Source organism: Blautia hominis (genome assembly GCA_002270465.1).
GTDB lineage: Bacteria > Bacillota > Clostridia > Lachnospirales > Lachnospiraceae > Blautia > Blautia hominis.
The window spans coordinates 288,634-306,672 of record NQOF01000007.1; the positions used below are offsets into that span (position 1 = coordinate 288,634).

The 18,039-nt window shown below is 47.9% G+C and carries 15 protein-coding genes and 1 riboswitch; of the genes, 2 read left to right on the forward strand and 13 right to left on the reverse strand.

Translation table 11 applies throughout. From position 1 onward, the window contains the following. Nucleotides 1-36: 36 nt before the first annotated feature. Nucleotides 37-131, reverse strand: a riboswitch (glycine riboswitch). Between the two features lie 179 nt (nucleotides 132-310). Both CI595_RS21225 and CI595_RS21230 read right to left on the reverse strand, forming a co-directional pair. After that, nucleotides 311-1,501 (reverse strand): dicarboxylate/amino acid:cation symporter, encoded by a 1,191-nt coding sequence (locus CI595_RS21225; RefSeq protein WP_095175608.1) that lies wholly within the window; start codon nucleotides 1,499-1,501, stop codon nucleotides 311-313. A 36-nt stretch (nucleotides 1,502-1,537) separates the two neighbouring features. Then, nucleotides 1,538-2,098, reverse strand: a complete 561-nt coding sequence (locus tag CI595_RS21230; protein WP_095175609.1) for a manganese efflux pump MntP — start codon at nucleotides 2,096-2,098, stop codon at nucleotides 1,538-1,540. A 194-nt stretch (nucleotides 2,099-2,292) separates the two neighbouring features. Between CI595_RS21230 and CI595_RS21235 the strand changes: the two genes are divergently transcribed. Then, a complete protein-coding gene (locus CI595_RS21235; protein WP_095175685.1) occupies nucleotides 2,293-3,867 on the forward strand; it encodes a glycoside hydrolase family 43 protein in 1,575 nt (524 codons plus the stop codon). 100 nt (nucleotides 3,868-3,967) lie between these two features. On the opposite strand, the gene CI595_RS21240 is transcribed toward CI595_RS21235, so the two are convergent. Both CI595_RS21240 and CI595_RS21245 read right to left on the reverse strand, forming a co-directional pair. Continuing rightward, nucleotides 3,968-4,621, reverse strand: a complete 654-nt coding sequence (locus tag CI595_RS21240; RefSeq protein WP_095175610.1) for a CatA-like O-acetyltransferase — start codon at nucleotides 4,619-4,621, stop codon at nucleotides 3,968-3,970. Nucleotides 4,622-4,830: 209 nt separating this feature from the next. After that, complete coding sequence (locus CI595_RS21245) at nucleotides 4,831-5,472, reverse strand: putative ABC transporter permease (protein WP_095175611.1); 642 nt, start codon at nucleotides 5,470-5,472, stop codon at nucleotides 4,831-4,833. Nucleotides 5,473-5,804: 332 nt separating this feature from the next. On the opposite strand from CI595_RS21245, the gene gloA2 reads away from it, so the two are divergent. Beyond that, nucleotides 5,805-6,185, forward strand: a complete 381-nt coding sequence (gene gloA2, locus CI595_RS21250; protein ID WP_095175612.1) for an SMU1112c/YaeR family gloxylase I-like metalloprotein — start codon at nucleotides 5,805-5,807, stop codon at nucleotides 6,183-6,185. An 83-nt stretch (nucleotides 6,186-6,268) separates the two neighbouring features. Here the strand turns inward: gloA2 and CI595_RS21255 are convergent, their stop codons facing one another. From CI595_RS21255 to CI595_RS21300, 9 genes are all read right to left on the reverse strand, one after another. Continuing rightward, nucleotides 6,269-7,372 (reverse strand): sensor histidine kinase, encoded by a 1,104-nt coding sequence (locus CI595_RS21255; protein ID WP_162291938.1) that lies wholly within the window; start codon nucleotides 7,370-7,372, stop codon nucleotides 6,269-6,271. Nucleotide 7,373: 1 nt separating this feature from the next. Beyond that, nucleotides 7,374-8,021 carry a response regulator transcription factor gene (locus CI595_RS21260; protein ID WP_095175614.1) on the reverse strand — a complete coding sequence of 216 codons (648 nt, stop codon included), beginning with the start codon at nucleotides 8,019-8,021 and terminating at the stop codon, nucleotides 7,374-7,376. Nucleotides 8,022-8,038: 17 nt separating this feature from the next. Continuing rightward, entirely contained in the window at nucleotides 8,039-8,596 is a 558-nt protein-coding gene (locus tag CI595_RS21265; RefSeq protein ID WP_095175615.1) for a hypothetical protein, read from the reverse strand. Between the two features lie 283 nt (nucleotides 8,597-8,879). Further along, complete coding sequence (locus CI595_RS21270) at nucleotides 8,880-9,926, reverse strand: DUF4340 domain-containing protein (protein ID WP_095175616.1); 1,047 nt, start codon at nucleotides 9,924-9,926, stop codon at nucleotides 8,880-8,882. A gap of 16 nt (nucleotides 9,927-9,942) precedes the next feature. Beyond that, the gene (locus CI595_RS21275) at nucleotides 9,943-12,063 is read right to left on the reverse strand and encodes a glycoside hydrolase family 3 C-terminal domain-containing protein (protein ID WP_095175617.1); all 2,121 of its coding nucleotides are present in this window, start codon (nucleotides 12,061-12,063) and stop codon (nucleotides 9,943-9,945) included. Between the two features lie 268 nt (nucleotides 12,064-12,331). Beyond that, entirely contained in the window at nucleotides 12,332-13,897 is a 1,566-nt protein-coding gene (locus CI595_RS21280; RefSeq protein ID WP_095175618.1) for a response regulator transcription factor, read from the reverse strand. Continuing rightward, on the reverse strand, nucleotides 13,890-15,680 hold the full coding sequence (locus CI595_RS21285) for a sensor histidine kinase (protein ID WP_095175619.1): 1,791 nt from the start codon (nucleotides 15,678-15,680) through the stop codon (nucleotides 13,890-13,892). Before CI595_RS21285 ends, CI595_RS21280 begins: the two co-directional genes overlap by 8 nt. A 285-nt stretch (nucleotides 15,681-15,965) precedes the next feature. After that, on the reverse strand, nucleotides 15,966-16,814 hold the full coding sequence (locus tag CI595_RS21295; RefSeq protein ID WP_065544381.1) for a carbohydrate ABC transporter permease: 849 nt from the start codon (nucleotides 16,812-16,814) through the stop codon (nucleotides 15,966-15,968). 4 nt (nucleotides 16,815-16,818) lie between these two features. After that, complete coding sequence (locus CI595_RS21300; RefSeq protein ID WP_065544380.1) at nucleotides 16,819-17,721, reverse strand: carbohydrate ABC transporter permease; 903 nt, start codon at nucleotides 17,719-17,721, stop codon at nucleotides 16,819-16,821. Between the last annotated feature and the right edge of the window lie 318 nt (nucleotides 17,722-18,039).

Consider the following 18,039-nt stretch of genomic DNA (forward strand, 5'->3'; position numbering starts at 1 on the left):
CATAAGAGTACGACAAAACATATACAAGATATTATCTGTGTATACTCTGTCCTTTTGCCTGAGAGATTGGCAGCTGATGAAACTGCTGTACACCTTCGGCGCTCTTACTGAGACTCTCCAGAGCCGTTGTTTTCACAACGTTTTATACTTTATCATATTCGTCTGACAAACACAAGTGTTTTTTCTTAAAAGACACCCCTTTGCATGTGTTTTTTTCCATACAGTCCTGCCTTCTGCCGGTTTGTTCCGACAGGACAAACGCCGGGCTGCATGAAATGCAGTCCGGCGCAGACCTGTGGCAAGATCACGATCAGAATTCTATATTCAGTTCCTGCTCTTTCACATTGTGTTTCTCCGCATATCCTGTTAAAAACAGAGTCAGGGCACCGTCTCCGGTCACATTGCAGGCTGTTCCGAAGCTGTCCTGAAGTGCGAAGATGGTCAGCATCAGAGCGGTTCCCGTCTCATCAAAGAGCAGGACGCCTGTAATAAGTCCCAGGGACGCCATGACCGTACCGCCCGGCACACCGGGTGCTCCGATGGCAAACACACCCAAAAGCATACAGAACAGCACCATCATCCCCACAGACGGCAGCTCACCATAGAGTATTTTAGATACTGTCATGACAAAGAATACCTCTGTCAGCACAGAACCGCACAGGTGGATATTGGCAAACAGAGGGATACCGAAATTCACCATATCTTTTCTCAGGACTTTTGACTTTCTTGCACCCTCAAGAGCCACTGCCAGAGTCGCAGCACTGGACATGGTACCCACTGCGGTCAGATAAGCAGGTCCGTAGTATTTCAGGACTTCCATCGGATTCTTTCCGGAATATGCACCGGCTATACCGTACAGAAGCGCAAGCCAGATGTAATGTCCTGCCATGACGATGACAATGACTTTCAAAAATACGGGAAGCTGCTTTGTGATCGTTCCTTCATATGCCAGTCCGCAGAAGGTGGAAGCAATGAAAAACGGCAGTATGGGAATAATGAATTTTGTCACGATCTTCAGCACGATCTTCTGGAACTCATCCAGAATGGCGGTTGTATAGCGGGCTTTTGTCCACGCTGCCGCCAGACCCAGCATGATGGAAAATACCAGCGCACTCATAACCGGCATGATCTGCGGGATATCAAGCTGGAACACCACACCTGGCAGTTCCTTCAGCCCTTCCACCTCGGACTGTATGGACAGGTGGGGAATCAGCCCGTATCCTGCCCCCATTGCCATAAATGCAGCTCCGATGGAGGAAATGTAGGCGATGGACAAGGCCACGCCCAGCATTTTTGAGGCGTTATTTCCCATCTTGGTGATGGAGGGCGCAATAAATCCAATAATGATCAGGGGAACGCAGAAGGTGATCACCTGCCCCAGAATGTATTTGACAGTCACCACCACATTCATGACAGCCTCGTTTGCCACAAGGCCGATCACCATACCCAGAACTACGCCGATCAGCAGACGCACCGGAAGGCTTTTAAACAATTTTTTCATCTCATTTCTCCTCTCTCTTTTTTGATTCCTTGTTTATCACAGTATACCCAGATGCTCCAACAGTATTTTCAACCCCAGAAGCACCAGTATAATACCGCCCGCAAGTTCCGCTTTGGCTTTGTACTTTGTGCCAAAGACATTTCCCACCTTCACTCCAAAGATGGAACAGACAAATGTGACAATGCCGATGAAGCTGGCCGCCGGAACGATGGCCACATCCAGAAAGGCAAAGGTGATCCCCACTGCCAGCGCATCAATGCTGGTTGCCACAGCCAGAGGGAACATGGTCTTTACATCCACCCCGGCCACAGGACAGGATTCCCCTTTATCCAGGGACTCCCGTATCATATTGATACCGATAAATCCCAACAGGATAAAAGCGATCCAATGGTCAATGGCAGTTATTTTGCTCTTGAACTGTACTCCCAGCAGATAACCGATCACCGGCATCAGCGCCTGGAATCCGCCAAACCAGAGGCCAACGACTGTCATGTTCTTTATGCTCAGCTTCTCCATGGAAAGCCCTTTGCAGATGGAAACAGCAAAAGCATCCATGGACAGGCCAACCGCCAGCGTAAATAACGTTAATAAATCCATAGTTTTCTCCTGTTCATATGTATTATGTTGTTACTACTTTCATTGTATTGCCCATTATACTATACGGAGCAGGTTTTGTAAAAATGTTTTTATCACGTTTTTTTCCAGGGAAAAGGCGTTTTTTTCTATTTACCAAAATGGATTCCCTGCCTATAATGAAGAAAATGGAGAAATTTTGTAAAGGAGAATACGATATGCTAAAAGAAACTTTTCACAACCCGCTTCTGCCGGGTTTTTACCCGGACCCATCCATCTGCCGTGTGGGGGATGACTACTACATGGTGACCTCATCCTTTGTCTACTATCCGGGACTGCCCATTTTCCACAGCAGGGACCTGGTCCACTGGGAGCAGATCGGCCACGGCATCCACAGGCCGGATCAGCTCAACTACAAAAACTGCGAAACCAGTGAGGGGCTTTGGGCGCCCAGCATCCGTTTCCATGAAGGGACCTTTTATATTATTAATACGTTCGTTTCCGAAGGACGTGAGGCAAAACGCGATAATTATATCATAACAGCAAAAAATCCTGCAGGACCCTGGAGTGACCCGGTTGTGGTGGAAGGTGCTGACGGCATCGACTCCAGTCTGTTTTTTGATGATGACGGCTCTGTATGGTACGTGGGTAACTTCATCAGTGAAGAGAAGCTCTATGAAGGGCATCACGGCATTTACTTAAATGAATTAGACCCCGATACCCTGCAATTCAAAGGCCCCAGAACCATTATCTGGGACGGAAAGAAAACAAGGAGCAAGTGGATCGAGGCTCCCCATATTTATAAAAAGGACGGATATTATTACCTGTTAGTGGCAGAGGGCGGTACCTTTGTCACCCACAGTGTGCAGATGGCGCGCTGCCGTACCATTGACGGTGATTATGAGATCTGTCCCAGGAATCCTATTGTGACACACAGGCATATGCCTCTCCTGAATCCAATCTCCGTTACCGGACATGCAGATATTGTGGAGACCCAGAATGGAGAATGGTGGATGGTGCTGCTGGCTGTGCGCCCCTACCGGGGCGGGCACTACAATCTCGGACGTGAGACTTTCATGGTGCCTTTCGTATGGGCAGAAGACGGCTGGCCTATGATCGACAATGAAACAGGGCTTGTACAGGAGGAGGAGCGCCTTCCCAAACTGCCCCGCACCGTATATCCGCTTATGCCGGAATCCGACAATTTTGAAGATGAAACCCTCCAGATGCAGTGGAATACCATCCACCCTCCAATAGAAGCCTTCTATTCTCTCACAGAGCGCCCTGGCTTTCTGCGCCTTATGACAAGGCCTCAGGTCATGGAAGAGATCTGCACCCCGTCTTTCATTGGACGCAGACAACGGCACAAAAGCTTTCTGGCAAAAACCGCCATGGAGTTTCAGCCTGCTTCAGACTGTGAGGAGGCAGGTATCGCGCTTGTACAGGATGACCGTTTCCATTATCTGATGGTTATGAAGAAAAAAGACGGCACACCTTTCCTGCAGTTCTACAAAACAGAAAACGGCTGCCGCACTCTGGTAAAAGAAACAGAAATAAAGGACAGCAAACGCCTGTATTTAAGTGTTCAGGGAAATACCACTGACTACGATTTTTATTACGGATACAGCGAATCCGAACTGCTTCCTTTCCTGTGCGGCGTGGATGCCTCTCTTTTAAGCTCTGTTGTAAACAACGGCTTTACAGGCGTCTACCTGGGCATGTATACCAGTTCCAACCACCAGCCCAGCACCGGTCACGCTGACTTTGACTGGTTCCAATATCAGGGCCGGTAAATTTTATGTAAACCATCAGGCCGGGGCGCAGATATCCGCGTCCCGGCCTGATCATCTGTATCCGCGCAAAAACCCAGACTCCTGCCCGCGGCTGCACAGGCTATGCAGAAAACGTATCCAGATTTTCCTGGAGCATACGGAAAAATTTCTCTGCATGATACCCGTCATTTGCTGCATGGTTAAAGTTCCCCGTCACGGACATCTTCATCCTTCCGTCTCTCTCCTGATACTTTCCCACTGTGATAAAAGGTATGTAACTCTCGCTGCCCGATTCCGGATTTACAAAGGAAGCCGGACGCACATAGCAGATGGATGCATACGCTGTGTTTGGCAATATGGTTATGTCCACGCAGCCCGGGACAGGATTTCCATAATAGTACAGGGTGCTGCCGTTCTCGGCCTTCTCCTTATCCTCCAGAAACGCTTTATAGAAGCTGTCAAAATCCTTATCAAAATCGGTGACCATATGCGTAAACAGATGCCCTTCCCCTTTCCGCATAAGCGTATAGCAAGGGTTCAGCCTCTCGTAATACCCTATGGCTCCGTCCACTTTTGCATAGCGGAAATCCACATCACTGTTTACTGTATTGGCAATACACCAGCATATGGACGGATAGAATTTGTAACCTTTCTCATGTATGGCCTCTAAAAAATCCGTGACATCTGCCTCCGCGGTCAGATTATAAGTATATCCTGCAAAACGTTCAAAAATTTCTTTTCTCTCCCAATTTTCATAGTCAATTGTATAGAACATAGCTACCTCCCTGATCTATTCTCTTTTCTTACAGCATATCTTTTTTTCTCAGATAGCACAAGCAGTATTTGTAACGCTTCAGCCGCCTCACCCTCCCAGGCTTCCCCATGCCCAGCCGCCTTTTCCCTGTACAATATAAAAAAGGCACTGCCCTGTGTACGGCAATACCTTTTTTATTAGGTCAAATCTATTAGTCTACGCCTCCGGCGTTAAAATATCCATCTTGTGGTTTCAGAAACATCCATAGTGATCCCAGGCCCCATTTTGGGGTATATGGCTGAAAACACCAAATCAACCGTAAACAAAGTGATCAGCACAGTACAGAGTACAATCTTTCCTGTCCGGGGGATCTTTCTGAACAGATCATCCATAACCGGTGCTGCGATATAAAGGATCGCGCAGGCACCCACTGCAAACAGTGCCAGTACCTCCAGACACACACGGCCGTTAATGTTAAACAGGCTTTCACTGTAGTCCCAGTATTTTACGCCCCGGAACTGTTCCAGTGCCCACCCCGTTGTATATTCCAGAATACCGCTGCCCACGTACGCAAATACAAATACATGAAGCGGCTTGTCGGCAAATCTTTTCAATAATACCAGGGTCATCACACCGCCCACACCATAGATGGGAAGCCATGGTCCCCATGTGGTTCCTCTGTTGATGATCGCCCCGTCAATAAATATGTGAAGAAATACTTCCCACAGCCATCCGACTGTTGATGCGGAAAAGAAAAATAAGATCATACTTGTCAGGGAATAGGCCCTGTCATATTCTGCTGCTATAAATCTTTCCTGTGTAAACTGTCTTCTCACGCCCTCTGAAATTCTTACCACCATGTCTCTAGCCATCTCTTTCCCCTCCTTTTATTCTTTCCTCGTAACTGTTCAGTACCATCACAGTTACAGGCAATTTCCTCTTCTTTATTATGGCTTTATCTTACCAGTGAAAAAATAAGAAGCAATTGTAAAAAAACGAAAGAAATTATAAAGATATTATTTAAAAATTCCTAACATGCCTGAAGTCATGCTATACTGAACGTGGTACACTTTCTGCACCTGAGATTCCCGGATACCATGTATGATGTCAAGAAAACAGCGGTTTAAGAGGGATATCATGAGCGGATAGGGCTTTGCAAAGCTTTTGTTACGACGCATTTACTTTAAGTTAAGGAGGATTTTTTATGACACTTGATCACATACACCATGTTGCTATTATTGTATCAGACTATGAAAAGGCAAAGGACTTTTATGTAAACCAATTAGAATTAGAGGTCATTCGGGAAAATTACCGTGCGAAGCGGGATGACTGGAAGCTGGATCTGCGCCTGGGTGACTGTGAGCTGGAGATATTCGGGGTAAAGAACCCGCCGGCCCGCGTTAACCGCCCGGAGGCCTGCGGACTCCGTCATCTGGCCTTTGCCGTTGCGGATATGGAGGAGGCAGTTGCATGGCTGCACAGTAAAGGTATTGAGACAGAGCCTGTGCGCACCGATGATTTTACAGGGAAGAAAATGACATTCTTTTTTGACCCGGACGGCCTTCCACTGGAACTGCACGAGTAAGGTTCTGCTCCTATCAAAGGGAAGGGTACCGGACCTGCGCTGCAGAAACGCGGGTCCGGCACCCTTCCCTTTGGAGTATCCGGTTATATTTTTATTTTTACGGTTGTCCCTTTTTCTTCTGAGGATTCATAGTCCATCTTCCATCCATGGAGCTTTACGATCTCATAGCACAGGCCAATTCCGTAACCGTTCCGTTCGGCTTTTGCCCTTGGAAATTCATGGTTCCGGTTCAGGTAGTTCAGCTTCTGCTTCTCTATGTATTTTCCGTCGTTCCATATACTCACACAGTGATCCGAAGCTGTCACGGTCACATGCTCCCCTGCGTTTACCGCATTGCTGATCAAATTCTTAAACAGGCATTTGACCAGGGATACATCCCCCTCTATGATCCCCATATGGTTTTCCACATGAATACAGGGGTATAACTTTTTCATCTCCTCAAGCAGTCCCTCCATATCAGCCCTCTGATACTTAATATTTCCTTCCCTCAGATTTCCCATGACCAGCAGTCTGTCCACCGTCTCTCTGAGGCTGCAGGCTTCCTTTACGATCTGCTCCCCGGCAAAGAAGCGGTCCTCCTCCGTGATCCTGCCCATCTGGATATACTGTCCGTACCCCTGCAGTACCGTCAAAGGGGTCCGCAGTTCATGTGCTATGTTATTGATCGGCATGTATATTTTCTTCATGGTCATATAAAGCATGGAGCCGATCACAGCTTCCAGAAGCAGGCCCGTCACCAGGAAGGCCAACAGCCTTCTGTTCTGCCCGCGGTATAAATCCTGTATGTTCTCCATATAGACTACATGGCAGTCATCCTCCCCGGTGCCGGTCTGTCCCATGACCGCTGCATGGCGTTCCCCTTTATATGTGACAATATCCGCATTTCCGGCGATCCCCACTCCTTCCGGAAGGTGGTTCACAATGGTCCTCTCCCCGCGGCTCACGTTAATATAGATCCTGTTCCTGTAATATCCCTGTCCCAGGTAGATCAGCTTATCCTCCCCGCCCTCCGCGCCGATCAGCCCCTCCACCGTATAGGCAAGCTGCTGCTGCCGCTTTATCACATCATCCATACGGGTTTCCAGATCATTCTTAAATCCCATGGTGGACAGAAGAAGCAGGGAGAGATTGAGGATCACCAGAAACAGCACATACGCTGCCAGATAATTTTTCTTCCAAAGCTGCATATCATATCTCCAGTCTGTATCCGTATTTAAAAACGGTCCTGATATAGCTCTCCAACCCCAGTTTTTTCCGGATCCTCTGGATATGGACATCCACAGTCCTGTCATCTCCGAAATAGTCCATTCCCCAGGCCATATCCAGAAGCTGGTTTCTGGAAAGCGCTATATTCCGGTTGACCAGAAGTACCCTAAGAAGCTCAAACTCCCGGTTGGTAAGCTCCACATCTGCCCCTGCTTTTGTGACCTTGTGCCTCTCTATATCTACCCTCACGTCATGAATGGCAAAAATTTTTTCTTCTCTGTGGAACCTTCTGAGCACTACCTGAACCCTGGCAACCAGCTCCTCCATGGCAAACGGCTTCACTATATAATCCTCCGCGCCGCTGTTCAGTCCCTTAACCCGGTCTGTCACTTCGTCCCTGGCTGTCACATAGATGACCGGAACGTCACCTATTTGTTCCATCACCTGAAATCCGTCCTTATCCGGAAGGTTAATATCCAGGAGCACTAGATCCGGTCTCTCCTTTTTCACTGCCCTGAGTGCTTCCCTGCCGGTGTATGCCTGAGAACATTTGTGCCCCGTCATAGCCAGAGTTCTTTTCATCAGTTCATTTATGGCCTGCTCGTCTTCCACTATTAAAATATCTGCCATTTGTTTCTGCCTTTCTGTCAGTTTTTCGGATGCTCCGAAGTGTCATAAGCAATCTCGCCTATAGCCACCAGATCCTCTGCCGTCAAATCTTTTATCCGGGCACTTTCCGCATGCAGCCCATGCTCCCGGCAATAGGACTCAAGGACCTGCTTTCCGCCGTCAAAAGCGTAGACATCACCAATATAAGTTTCCAGTGAGTCCATTCCCTCTCCCTTTTCTGTCAGAAGGGGCTTTTCCCCCATCTCATCCAGAAGCCAGAGCGCTTCCTCATAATTTCTCATCTCGCGGGTTATGTCTTTCATGGTGGCGCTGTTGGGATCCAGGCCGTATTTTTCACACACCTGCTTCACAATATCCTGATTCTCCACGGTTTCTTTGTACAGCGTATCTTCATCCCAGGGTATATAAACTGCTTGCTCCTCCTGTGATAACTTCTCCTCCGCCGTCTCCTTTACCTGCTTCTCTGCCGCATTCTGTCCGTAAACCGCCAGAGTCCCCGCTGCTGCAGTGACACACAGAGCTGCCGCCACCGCTACGGCTGCGGTCTTATGCTGTTTTAATTTTTTACGCATCATCTTGATTCCTCCTCTTTTTCAAAACCTGTCTTATAACAATTTTCTTTTACATTTACAGCATAAGCGCTCTATGTTGCAGAGTTATTACAGGGAAAAACCGAATTTGTTTTTTAACTATAGCAGTCAGGGAAGGATTTTTCAAGAGCCGGGAAGAACGGATATCTCACAAAAAAGAACCATGCCGCATGACTCTCTATCTGCAGCATGATTCTTTTTTCGTAACTATTCAGTAGGTCTGCGCCTTCACTGCGCTGACCGTAACTTTTTTCTTTATTTCATATGATCAAAACGCTTTTTTTATCTGCTCTGTCAGTGCATCCACATCCGCGGATCTCACCAGAAAATGTTCACTGCCGTTAATGGAAATACTGTCATAGGTATCATCATAGGAATAATATACCATCTCCACTTGGGGGGCATCCTCCGTATTTCTATGATACACCACACGCAGCTTCTCTTCCCTGTCACCTTCCGGCTGGCTGCCTTCCTCTATCTCGGAATCCAGCATCACAGTTAAAAGGGCCTGATAGACATCCGTAAACTCCTCTTTTTCCACTTTCTTCCCGTTCATCTTATACCGGTCCTGGGCCGGTTCCATGGTGTATGTTTTGCCGCCTGTCCGGATCTCCACGCTTTCCACAGTCTCGATATTTATGAGAGCCGGGACTTTCAGGATGTAGTCAAAAGGATTCAATCCGTAAACAGCGTCCAGCAAAGCGGAGGGAACTCTGTACACAGCATCTTCATATCCCTCCACAGCCGCGTAACGGTTTCCTTCCCCGTCCGCACCGCCTATGAGAAGCGTTGCTGTACTGTCTGCATATTTTGTCTGTTTGGCGGTATCCGCATCCTGGGTATTTACAAAGTCAATGGTGATTTTTGTGGAGGTACCTGCAATGCCTGTATCCACCCCGTCTTCCACTGCCACGGGAGCAGTCAGATCCATCTCTTTCAGCATATCAAACAGAGTGTACATGGTCTCTGTATTGACTGTTGCGATCTCATCATAGGGATTCAGTATTTCCCAATAGTCAAAATCCATCTTATAATCAGCAGGCTCCTTGGACAGGTTGAATATCTCACTTCCGTCCTGTACAAGCACAAGTCTGCGGACTCCGTCTGAGATGAACTGAGGATGTTCTGACACTGTCATCCCGGGCTTCTCTTCTGCGGATCTTACTTCACTTTTCCCTTTTTTCGTCTCTGTCTTTTCCGTCTTCTCCTGGGAGGAAGTCTTCGCTTTGGTCTCCTGGCCGCAGCCGGACAGTACCCCGGCTGTCAAGGATGAGACAATACCCAAAAGCAACAGTTTCCGTAAAATTTTCCTCATATCCATCTCTCCTGTCTTATATGTTTAAATCCAGTTCCACTGGTCTTCTTCCTGTCAGTTTCTCACTTCTCGCATCCGGCTGGAAGGTTCCAACAAACAATTTAAAATGTCTGCTGTCAACGCGGCGTTCACCATTCTCATCCACAACATTCATAGCTGCGCCGGCAACGGTAACTGTTATGGTCCTGCTCTCGCCTGCTGCCAGGGAGACACGTTTGAATGCGCACAGGCTGCAGTTGCGAACGGCCAGCGGGGATTCCATATCCTTGATATAGATCTGTACCACATCCTCCGTTGCTGTGCTGCCGTCATTTTTCACTGTCAGCTTTACCTGAATATCTGACTGGGCGGTCACTTCCCCTGTGATCTCTGCATCCGTCACGTTCACGTCACCGTATGTCAGCCCGTATCCGAAGGGATAGAGTGCCTCTTTTTCCATGTAGCGGTATGTACGGTTTTTCATGCTGTAATCCGTGAACTCCGGCATTCCTTCCAAATCTCTGTAGAATGTGATCGGAAGTTTTCCGGAAGGTGATACCTTGCCGAACAGCAGATCTGCCACTGCTTTTCCGCCTCTTGCCCCCGGATACCAGGCAAGAAGAATGCCATTGCAGTTTTCATCCGCATAATTCATATCTATGGCACTGCCTGCCATAAGCACTACGATGGTGGGTTTGCCCACTGCTGCCACTTTTTCAATGAGTTCCTCCTGTACTTTCGGCAGATGAAGGTCATGTTTGTCACCGGACGCATCACTGTTTCCGGTATCTCCTTCTTCCCCTTCCAGCGTCTCATCCAGGCCTACACAGAGAACCACCACATCGCTGTGTTCTGCTGTAATGACAGCCTCTGAGATCCTGTCCTGGTTCCATGCCAGATTCTCCACTTTGTCTTTATACAGGTGGCAGCCCTCTGAATAGAGCACGCGCACGTCATCGCCCACCTCATCTTGGATGCCTTCCAGAACGGTAATATATCTGGAGGAAGTTCCGTGGTAGTTTCCAATGAGGGATGCACGGCTGTCCGCATTTGGTCCGATCACACCGATGGTCTTCAGTCTTGACTTGTCAAGAGGCAGGACACCGTCGTTCTTTAAAAGGACACAGCCCTTTCTTGCCATATCCAGGGCTTTCTCCACATGCTCTTTGCACTCAACCACTTCGTACGGAATATTGTCATACTCACTTCCGTCAAAAAGGCCTAAGAGGAAACGGGTCGTGAACAGTCTCTCGGCTGCCAGCGTGATATCCTCCTCTGTGATAAGGCCGTCTTCTATAGCGCCCAGCAGGTGCAGGTAGGTATTCCCGCAGTTTACATCACACCCTTTTTTCAGGGCAAGTGCAGCGGACTCTCTGGCATTTTTTGTGATCTTGTGGTTCTCGTGGAAATCCTTGATCGCCCAGCAGTCAGAAGTGAAATGTCCCTCAAAGTTCCATTTTCCCCTTAAAACATCTTCCATAAGGTAGGTATGGCCGCAGCAAGGCTCCCCGTTGGTCCGGTTGTAGGCACCCATGACAGATTCCACGTCCGCCTCTGTGACCAGAGCCTCGAAGGCCGGAAGGTATGTCTCCCACATGTCTTTCATGGTTGCCTCAGCGTCAAACTCATGGCGGATGGATTCCGGACCGCTGTGTACAGCGTAATGTTTAGCACAGGCAGCGGCTTTCATCACCTCACCGTCACCCTGGATACCCTCCACAAATCTCACACCCAGCCTGGAGGTCAGGTACGGGTCTTCACCGTATGTCTCATGGCCTCTTCCCCAGCGTGGATCACGGAAGATATTCACATTTGGTGACCAGAATGTCAGCCCTTTGTAGATATCCCTGTCTCCGTGTTTGGAATACTCATTATACTTTGCACGCCCCTCTGTGGCAATGATATCGCCCACTTTTTTCATCTCTTCATCGTCAAATACTGCTGCCATGCCAATGGCCTGCGGAAACATAGTAGCCACACCGGCTCTGGCAACACCGTGCAGGGCCTCATTCCAGTAATTGTAGGTGGGAACACCCAGGCGCTCCACTGGGGATGCGTCATACTTTAACTGGGATGCCTTCTCCATAAGTGTCATTTTAGACACCAGTTCTTTTGCTTTTTCTCTTGCAATGGCTCTCTCTTTTTTGTGGTCTCTCATTGATCGTTCTCCTTTAATTTTCTATTTTATATACCCTTCTGCAAAGGACGGCCTCGCAGCCTTTTTCTTCCTTCATCTTACACCATACCTGCCGAAACCGCATATACTTCTTTGCTGTCTCTTCCTCATTTTTTGCGCTTCTTTGCTGTGTACCGCATCCACACGCCAAAAAGGTATGGTACTTTTACCTATAGGCATAGTGTACCATACCTGCATCCCAACCGTAATAAAAAAAAGTTACTTCCTTCTATAAAATTCTTCCTTTCTTCTATACGTTATGCTGTATCTCCTCACGGTATTTTGTGGGGGATTTTCCTGTATGTTTCTTGAACGCCAGGGAGAAATAATTTGTGTCACGGTATCCCACCATCATGGCGATCTTTCCTGTCTTCATGCTGGTGGTCTCCAGCAGGGATTTGGCCTTTTCAATCCGTTTCCGCACAATATACTCATTACATCCCTCTTTTGTCACACGCTTAAAAAGCCTGGAAAAATAGTTCGGCGTAATATACAGGCTGGCCGCAATATTGGATACCGACAGCTCCTCGGTCAAATGCTCGTCTATGTAATGCTTTGCCTTTGTTATGATCTCGTGAACATTCTCCTCCTCCTTGCCCAAAAGCTGGGAGATAAACATACGGGTCACCTCACAGGCCTCCTCCCGGTCTGCACAGATCAGGCTTTTGGAGAGGGAATCCAGCTTCCCTGACTCCACCTCCCCGGAATCTCCCATGTAGGAAAAATACAGGGCAGATGCGATCTCAAAGCAGTTTCTGCGCACCATGGCAGGTGAGAGATTATAGGACTGAGTGGCTTTTGAAAAGGTATTGAACGCTTTCATCACATAGTCCGTATTGCCCACATTGGCGCACATGATCCCTTTCAGCTCTGCGTAGATATCCCGGAAAATATCCGCCTTGTTCTGGGCCCCGAAGGTCTGCACAATATCCCGGATCCCCTCTTTTTCGTTGTCCAAAAGAAAGCGGGCGTCATTGTAGGAGATAAACAGATTGGCAAATCCATGCACCGCACTTCCCACCACCATCTTGGGTTTGGCGTCAAATTCATCCTTCAGAATATCGGACAGCTCCTCAATGGCATCCAGCACCACGTCCCCGGTCTCTGCCTCGAACCAGGTAATGGCAATGGTTCCGTCGTCATCCGAGAACGTGATGCCTCTCTCCTGGGCATCCACCATGCCCATGCATACATTTTTCACTGACATAGCCTGGAAGTTCTCCTCCGTGGGCTGCTGGTTCATGTACAGGGTAGGCACGATCAGCATAAGCTTCAGATCCATCTCTGTGTCAAAGTGATAATACTCCCTCAGATTATCCAGCAGATTGCCCATGTCCTCCCGCTTGTGCACCAGATTCCGCATGTAGTGCTCCAGTTCTGTCTGTTCCGCCGTTCCCTGGGTTCTCTGGAGAAGCCTTAAATTCTTTTCCTCGGCTTTCAGATCTTCCAGATAATTTACCTGCTTGCCCACCGCCCGCGCAAGCTCGTCCTCCTCTATGGGCTTCAGAAAAAAGTCCTGCACCTGCAGACGGAGGCTCTGCCTTGCATACTCAAAGTTATCGTACCCTGTCAGCACGATCACCCTCAGCTCCGGTACGATTTTCCGGGCTGCCTCGATCAGCTCCAGCCCTGTCATTTCCGTCATCTGGATATCAGATATCATGATCTCCGGTTTCTTTTCCCTTATAATGCCCAGGGCTTCCTTGCCTGAGGCCGCGTCGTAAACTTCACTGATTCCAAGGCTCTCCCAGGGCAGCACTTTTTTCATGCCCAGGCGAATCATCTTTTCGTCATCCACAATCAATATTTTATACATGGATCATCTCTCCTCGTATGATACCGTCTTCCACTTGTGTCACATAAGGCAGGCGTATTTCCACTGTCACGCCGCCGGATTCATTTCTCAGATAATAAAGTCCGTACTCCTCTCCATAGAGAAGTTCAATCCTCTTGTTTACATTCCGCACACCATATCCAAAAGAATCATCATATTCTGAGAGATGCTGGTTCATCTCATCAATCTGCTGCTGACTCATACCCGTACCTGTGTCGGCCAGGGTGATAAGCACATCGCTGCTGCGTTTTCTCACTTTTAAAAACAGACTCCCTGTCTTGCCTTCCTTCACCTTGATTCCATGGTAAATGGAATTCTCCACCAATGGCTGCAGTGTCAGCTTGGGAATCATCACATCAAAAGCTGCTTCCTCCACATCAAACTCACTTCCGATTATATCATCATACCGCATATTCTGGATGATCAGATAATTCCGCACATGTTCCAGTTCCATCTTCAGCGGGATCACGTCATGGCCGCCGCTTAAACAGATACGGTAATATTTTGCCAGAGCTTTCACCAGAGTGGAGATCTCTTCATTGCCGTCCACCATGGCCTGCCAATGGATGCACTCCAGGGTATTGTACAGAAAATGAGGCTGTATCTGTGACTGGAGTGCATTGAAGCGGATCTGCTCAATCTGATGCTGCTCCATTTTCACCTGCTCCATAAGTACCAGGATCTCCTCCATCATGGAATTGAACCCAACTGCCAGCTTGGTAAAGTCCTCTCCCATATGCTCCACATTGATGCGGGTCTTCAATGAGCCGGAAGCCACGTCATCCATTTTCCGCACCACCTTATCCAGGGGGCGGTATACCTTGCTGATGATCCTCTTAACCACCAGAAGACTCACAGTGAGCAGGAACAAGAGGATAAATGCCATGAAGAAAATGGTCCGAATACTGGACTTATAAAGCTCCATCATGGGCACGCTGCTCACCACATAGAACCGCCAGTTGGAGACCTTCTGGTAAATATACAGCCTCCCGTCCATACTGAAGGTTCCTGATTTTTCCTTCATTTTCGGGATAAAGTCCACATTGGTGCCGACCTTTTCCTTATCCCTGGCGGAGATCAGCATCCCGTCCGTGTCCACTACCATGGATTCCAGCCTTTTTGAGCTGTCATACTCCAGGATCTGCTGCAGACTTGGGTCCGTAAAATTCATACAGAGAAGCCCCAGTTCCCCCAGCACCCGGTTGGTGTCATAGATGGGAAAATAAATATTCAGGGTGTATCTGCTGCCGTTATAATAGGCATTGTTAAAACACATCTTGATGGAGCTGTCCTGCACGGTCTTGCACTGCTGGGAGTCATGGGAATAAACCTGTGTAAACTGTGCTGCCGAGATAGCGATCTGCCCTTTGTATATGTAATCATCCGGGGATTTTCCCACAACCGCAATAAAATTCATATCCGAATGCATATTGGAGATACTTGACAGAATGTTGTAGGCACTGCTTTTAAGTCCGCCGCTCTCTTTTGAATAATTGGCTGCCTTCAGATACTGCTGTATAGACGTATCCATGACGGTTGCAATGGCAAGCGTTTTGTAATTGTCCAGAGAACTTTTGAAGTTTTCAGCCGTGGTGCTGTTCTGGGCCTGCAGCAGTTCTATGGACTGCTGCTTCATGGACGTCACAGAGGATATGGTGGACACCACCAGAACGATCAGTGTGGTGGCTATAATGGATACGGTCACAAGAAGCTGCATCTTTTTGTCAAATTTCCACCGGCTTATTTTTTCCATCCACTTTTTCATACGTGTTACCGCCCTTCTGCTGTTTTCTAATTTTTATCATACCATGTCCCACAGCCATACGGCAATTCTCATTAACTGGAAAAAGCGTTACTGTACACTCCGTGTCCAGTAACACGCTTACGATGCACAGATATGGGGCATTCTGCCCCATATCGCGCTGGCTGCCTCGGGATTTTCATGCTTCCGACATGAAAATGCCTCCCGGTACAGTGGCCTGTGTACCGTAACGGAAAAAGCTGCCGCCTGGATAACGAATCCGGCAGCAGCTTTGAAGTCACAGCATACTCATCCTTTTACGGCACCTGCTGTCATACCTTTCACCAGTTTATCCTGGAAAATGATAAACATGATGATCATAGGCAGAAGCGTCAGCGTCAGAACTGCCATGATCATAGGGGTGTTCATGGAATACTGGCCCTGGAATTCCCAGATTGCCAGAGGCAGGGTACGGTTTGCGGAAGACTGTGTCAGTGTATAGGCAAAGGAGAACTCATTCCACATATTTACACCGTTATAAATTGCCAGTGTGGCAAGGCCGGGCTTTGCCAGCGGAAGGATCATGGAGAAGAACATCTGAATCTTGCCGCAGCCGTCAATCTCGGCGGACTCTTCAATCTCCCGCGGTATCTCTTTCATAAAGCTGGTCAGAATGAACACGGAAATAGGAACCGCAAAGGCAATATATGGTCCGATCAGGGCCCAGATACTGTCATACAGGCCTGTGCTCTTTGCCATTTTGAATACCGGGATCAAGGTGATATGGACCGGTATGGACATACATGCCACGATCAGCGCATAGATCGGATTAGCCAGTTTAAACTTAAACCTTGCCAGCGGGTAGGATGCACAGGCTGCGATGAACAGCAGCAGGATCAAGGAGATGGCAAGCACGATCACACTGTTCTTGAAATAGGTACCGAATCCGCCTTTCAACACTTCCGTGTAGTTGCTCCAGTTCAGGCTGTCAGGAAGCTGGAAGACACCTTTTGTCAGCATCTCAAACTTCTCTTTGAAGGAGTTCAAAACCATAAATACAAAGGGCATAAAGGATACGGCCAGCCAGAAGATCGCCAGGATAAAGGCAACGGTCCAAGCTGTTACGCTTTTTGCTTTACTCTTTTTATAACTATCCATTTTTTCAGTCCTCCTTCTTTCCATTTAACAACTTCATGGTGATCAGGGATACCATACTGATCAGGATAAACATGCCGCCGGCCACTGCGGAACCATAACCCATGTTGAAGGTCTTAAAGGATTGTTTGTACATATAGGTGGCCATCAACTCTGTGGAAGTTCCCGGCCCGCCGCCGGTCATTACATAGATCAGATCGAAGTATTTCAGGGAACCGACCATGGAGAGGATCGCTGCACTTTTCATGGATGGAACCAGAAGGGGAAGTGCGATTCTCCAGAAATACTGTCCTCTGGTAGCTCCGTCGATTCTGGCTGCTTCAAATACATCATAAGGTATATTGGTAAATGCCGCCATAAAGTAAACCATATAGAACGGGGTAAACTGCCAGCAGATAACCATGATAACTGTCAGGAGAGCCGTCTTGGGATTGCCCAGCAGGTCAATGTTTCCGCCTCCGAACCAGCCTGAAATTGTGCTTACCAGACCGCCGTTTGTTGCCAGTGCATATGTAAAAAGAAAACCGATCGCAACTGATGACATTAACAGGGGAATGAACCAAACTACTTTAAACGGTGTCAGTTTCTTTCCGCCGAAATCCAGGAATGTTGCCAGTGCAAGACCGATGGGGATCTGGATACAGATGGAAAGAACCATTATGATAACATTGTTCTTGAACGCGATCCAAAAACTGGTGTCGGCAATTAACTTTTTCCAGTTTCCAATACCGATAAATTTCTTAGCTGCAGAGATTCCGTTCCACTGATAACCGCTTGTGATAAAGGTATCCACGATTGGGTAAAAAATAAATACAACTAGTAAAACAGTTACCGGTGCCAGAAAAAGCGCCGCAACTTTTCGTGTGTTTCTCTGTCTTAACTGTGCCAGAGAAATACCATTTTCCTTCATAATAGAAGCCCTCCTTTTTGTTTCTTAACACGTAACTGTTCAGTACCCTCACCGTTACAGGCAATAATCCATGCAGGATCGCCTTTGGCGATGGGAATTTTGCTTGGCTGCAAAATGCTTTCTTACGGTCAGCGCAGTGAATGCGCAGACCTGCTGAATAGTTACCTTAACACTTTCTTTTCTTATTATATATACTAGCAAACAGACTGCTGAAAAGACATAGAACAATCTACGCATTATCTATAAATATCTGCCTTTTAAAGAACATAAATTTATAGAAAAAACAGACGCCTGGGCACAGGCCCCTCCATATGCGGA

Coding starts and splice junctions, on each gene's coding strand:
- CI595_RS21240 (WP_095175610.1), bottom strand. CDS start 4,621: ATGTTCTATACAATTGACTATGAAAATTGGGAGAGAAAAGAAATTTTT.
- gloA2 (WP_095175612.1), top strand. CDS start 5,805: ATGACACTTGATCACATACACCATGTTGCTATTATTGTATCAGACTAT.
- CI595_RS21295 (WP_065544381.1), bottom strand. CDS start 16,814: ATGGATAGTTATAAAAAGAGTAAAGCAAAAAGCGTAACAGCTTGGACC.
- CI595_RS21275 (WP_095175617.1), bottom strand. CDS start 12,063: ATGAGAGACCACAAAAAAGAGAGAGCCATTGCAAGAGAAAAAGCAAAA.
- CI595_RS21255 (WP_162291938.1), bottom strand. CDS start 7,372: ATGCAGCTTTGGAAGAAAAATTATCTGGCAGCGTATGTGCTGTTTCTG.
- CI595_RS21230 (WP_095175609.1), bottom strand. CDS start 2,098: ATGGATTTATTAACGTTATTTACGCTGGCGGTTGGCCTGTCCATGGAT.
- CI595_RS21260 (WP_095175614.1), bottom strand. CDS start 8,021: ATGGCAGATATTTTAATAGTGGAAGACGAGCAGGCCATAAATGAACTG.
- CI595_RS21265 (WP_095175615.1), bottom strand. CDS start 8,596: ATGATGCGTAAAAAATTAAAACAGCATAAGACCGCAGCCGTAGCGGTG.
- CI595_RS21270 (WP_095175616.1), bottom strand. CDS start 9,926: ATGAGGAAAATTTTACGGAAACTGTTGCTTTTGGGTATTGTCTCATCC.
- CI595_RS21225 (WP_095175608.1), bottom strand. CDS start 1,501: ATGAAAAAATTGTTTAAAAGCCTTCCGGTGCGTCTGCTGATCGGCGTA.
- CI595_RS21285 (WP_095175619.1), bottom strand. CDS start 15,680: ATGAAAAAGTGGATGGAAAAAATAAGCCGGTGGAAATTTGACAAAAAG.
- CI595_RS21235 (WP_095175685.1), top strand. CDS start 2,293: ATGCTAAAAGAAACTTTTCACAACCCGCTTCTGCCGGGTTTTTACCCG.
- CI595_RS21245 (WP_095175611.1), bottom strand. CDS start 5,472: ATGGCTAGAGACATGGTGGTAAGAATTTCAGAGGGCGTGAGAAGACAG.
- CI595_RS21280 (WP_095175618.1), bottom strand. CDS start 13,897: ATGTATAAAATATTGATTGTGGATGACGAAAAGATGATTCGCCTGGGC.
- CI595_RS21300 (WP_065544380.1), bottom strand. CDS start 17,721: ATGAAGGAAAATGGTATTTCTCTGGCACAGTTAAGACAGAGAAACACA.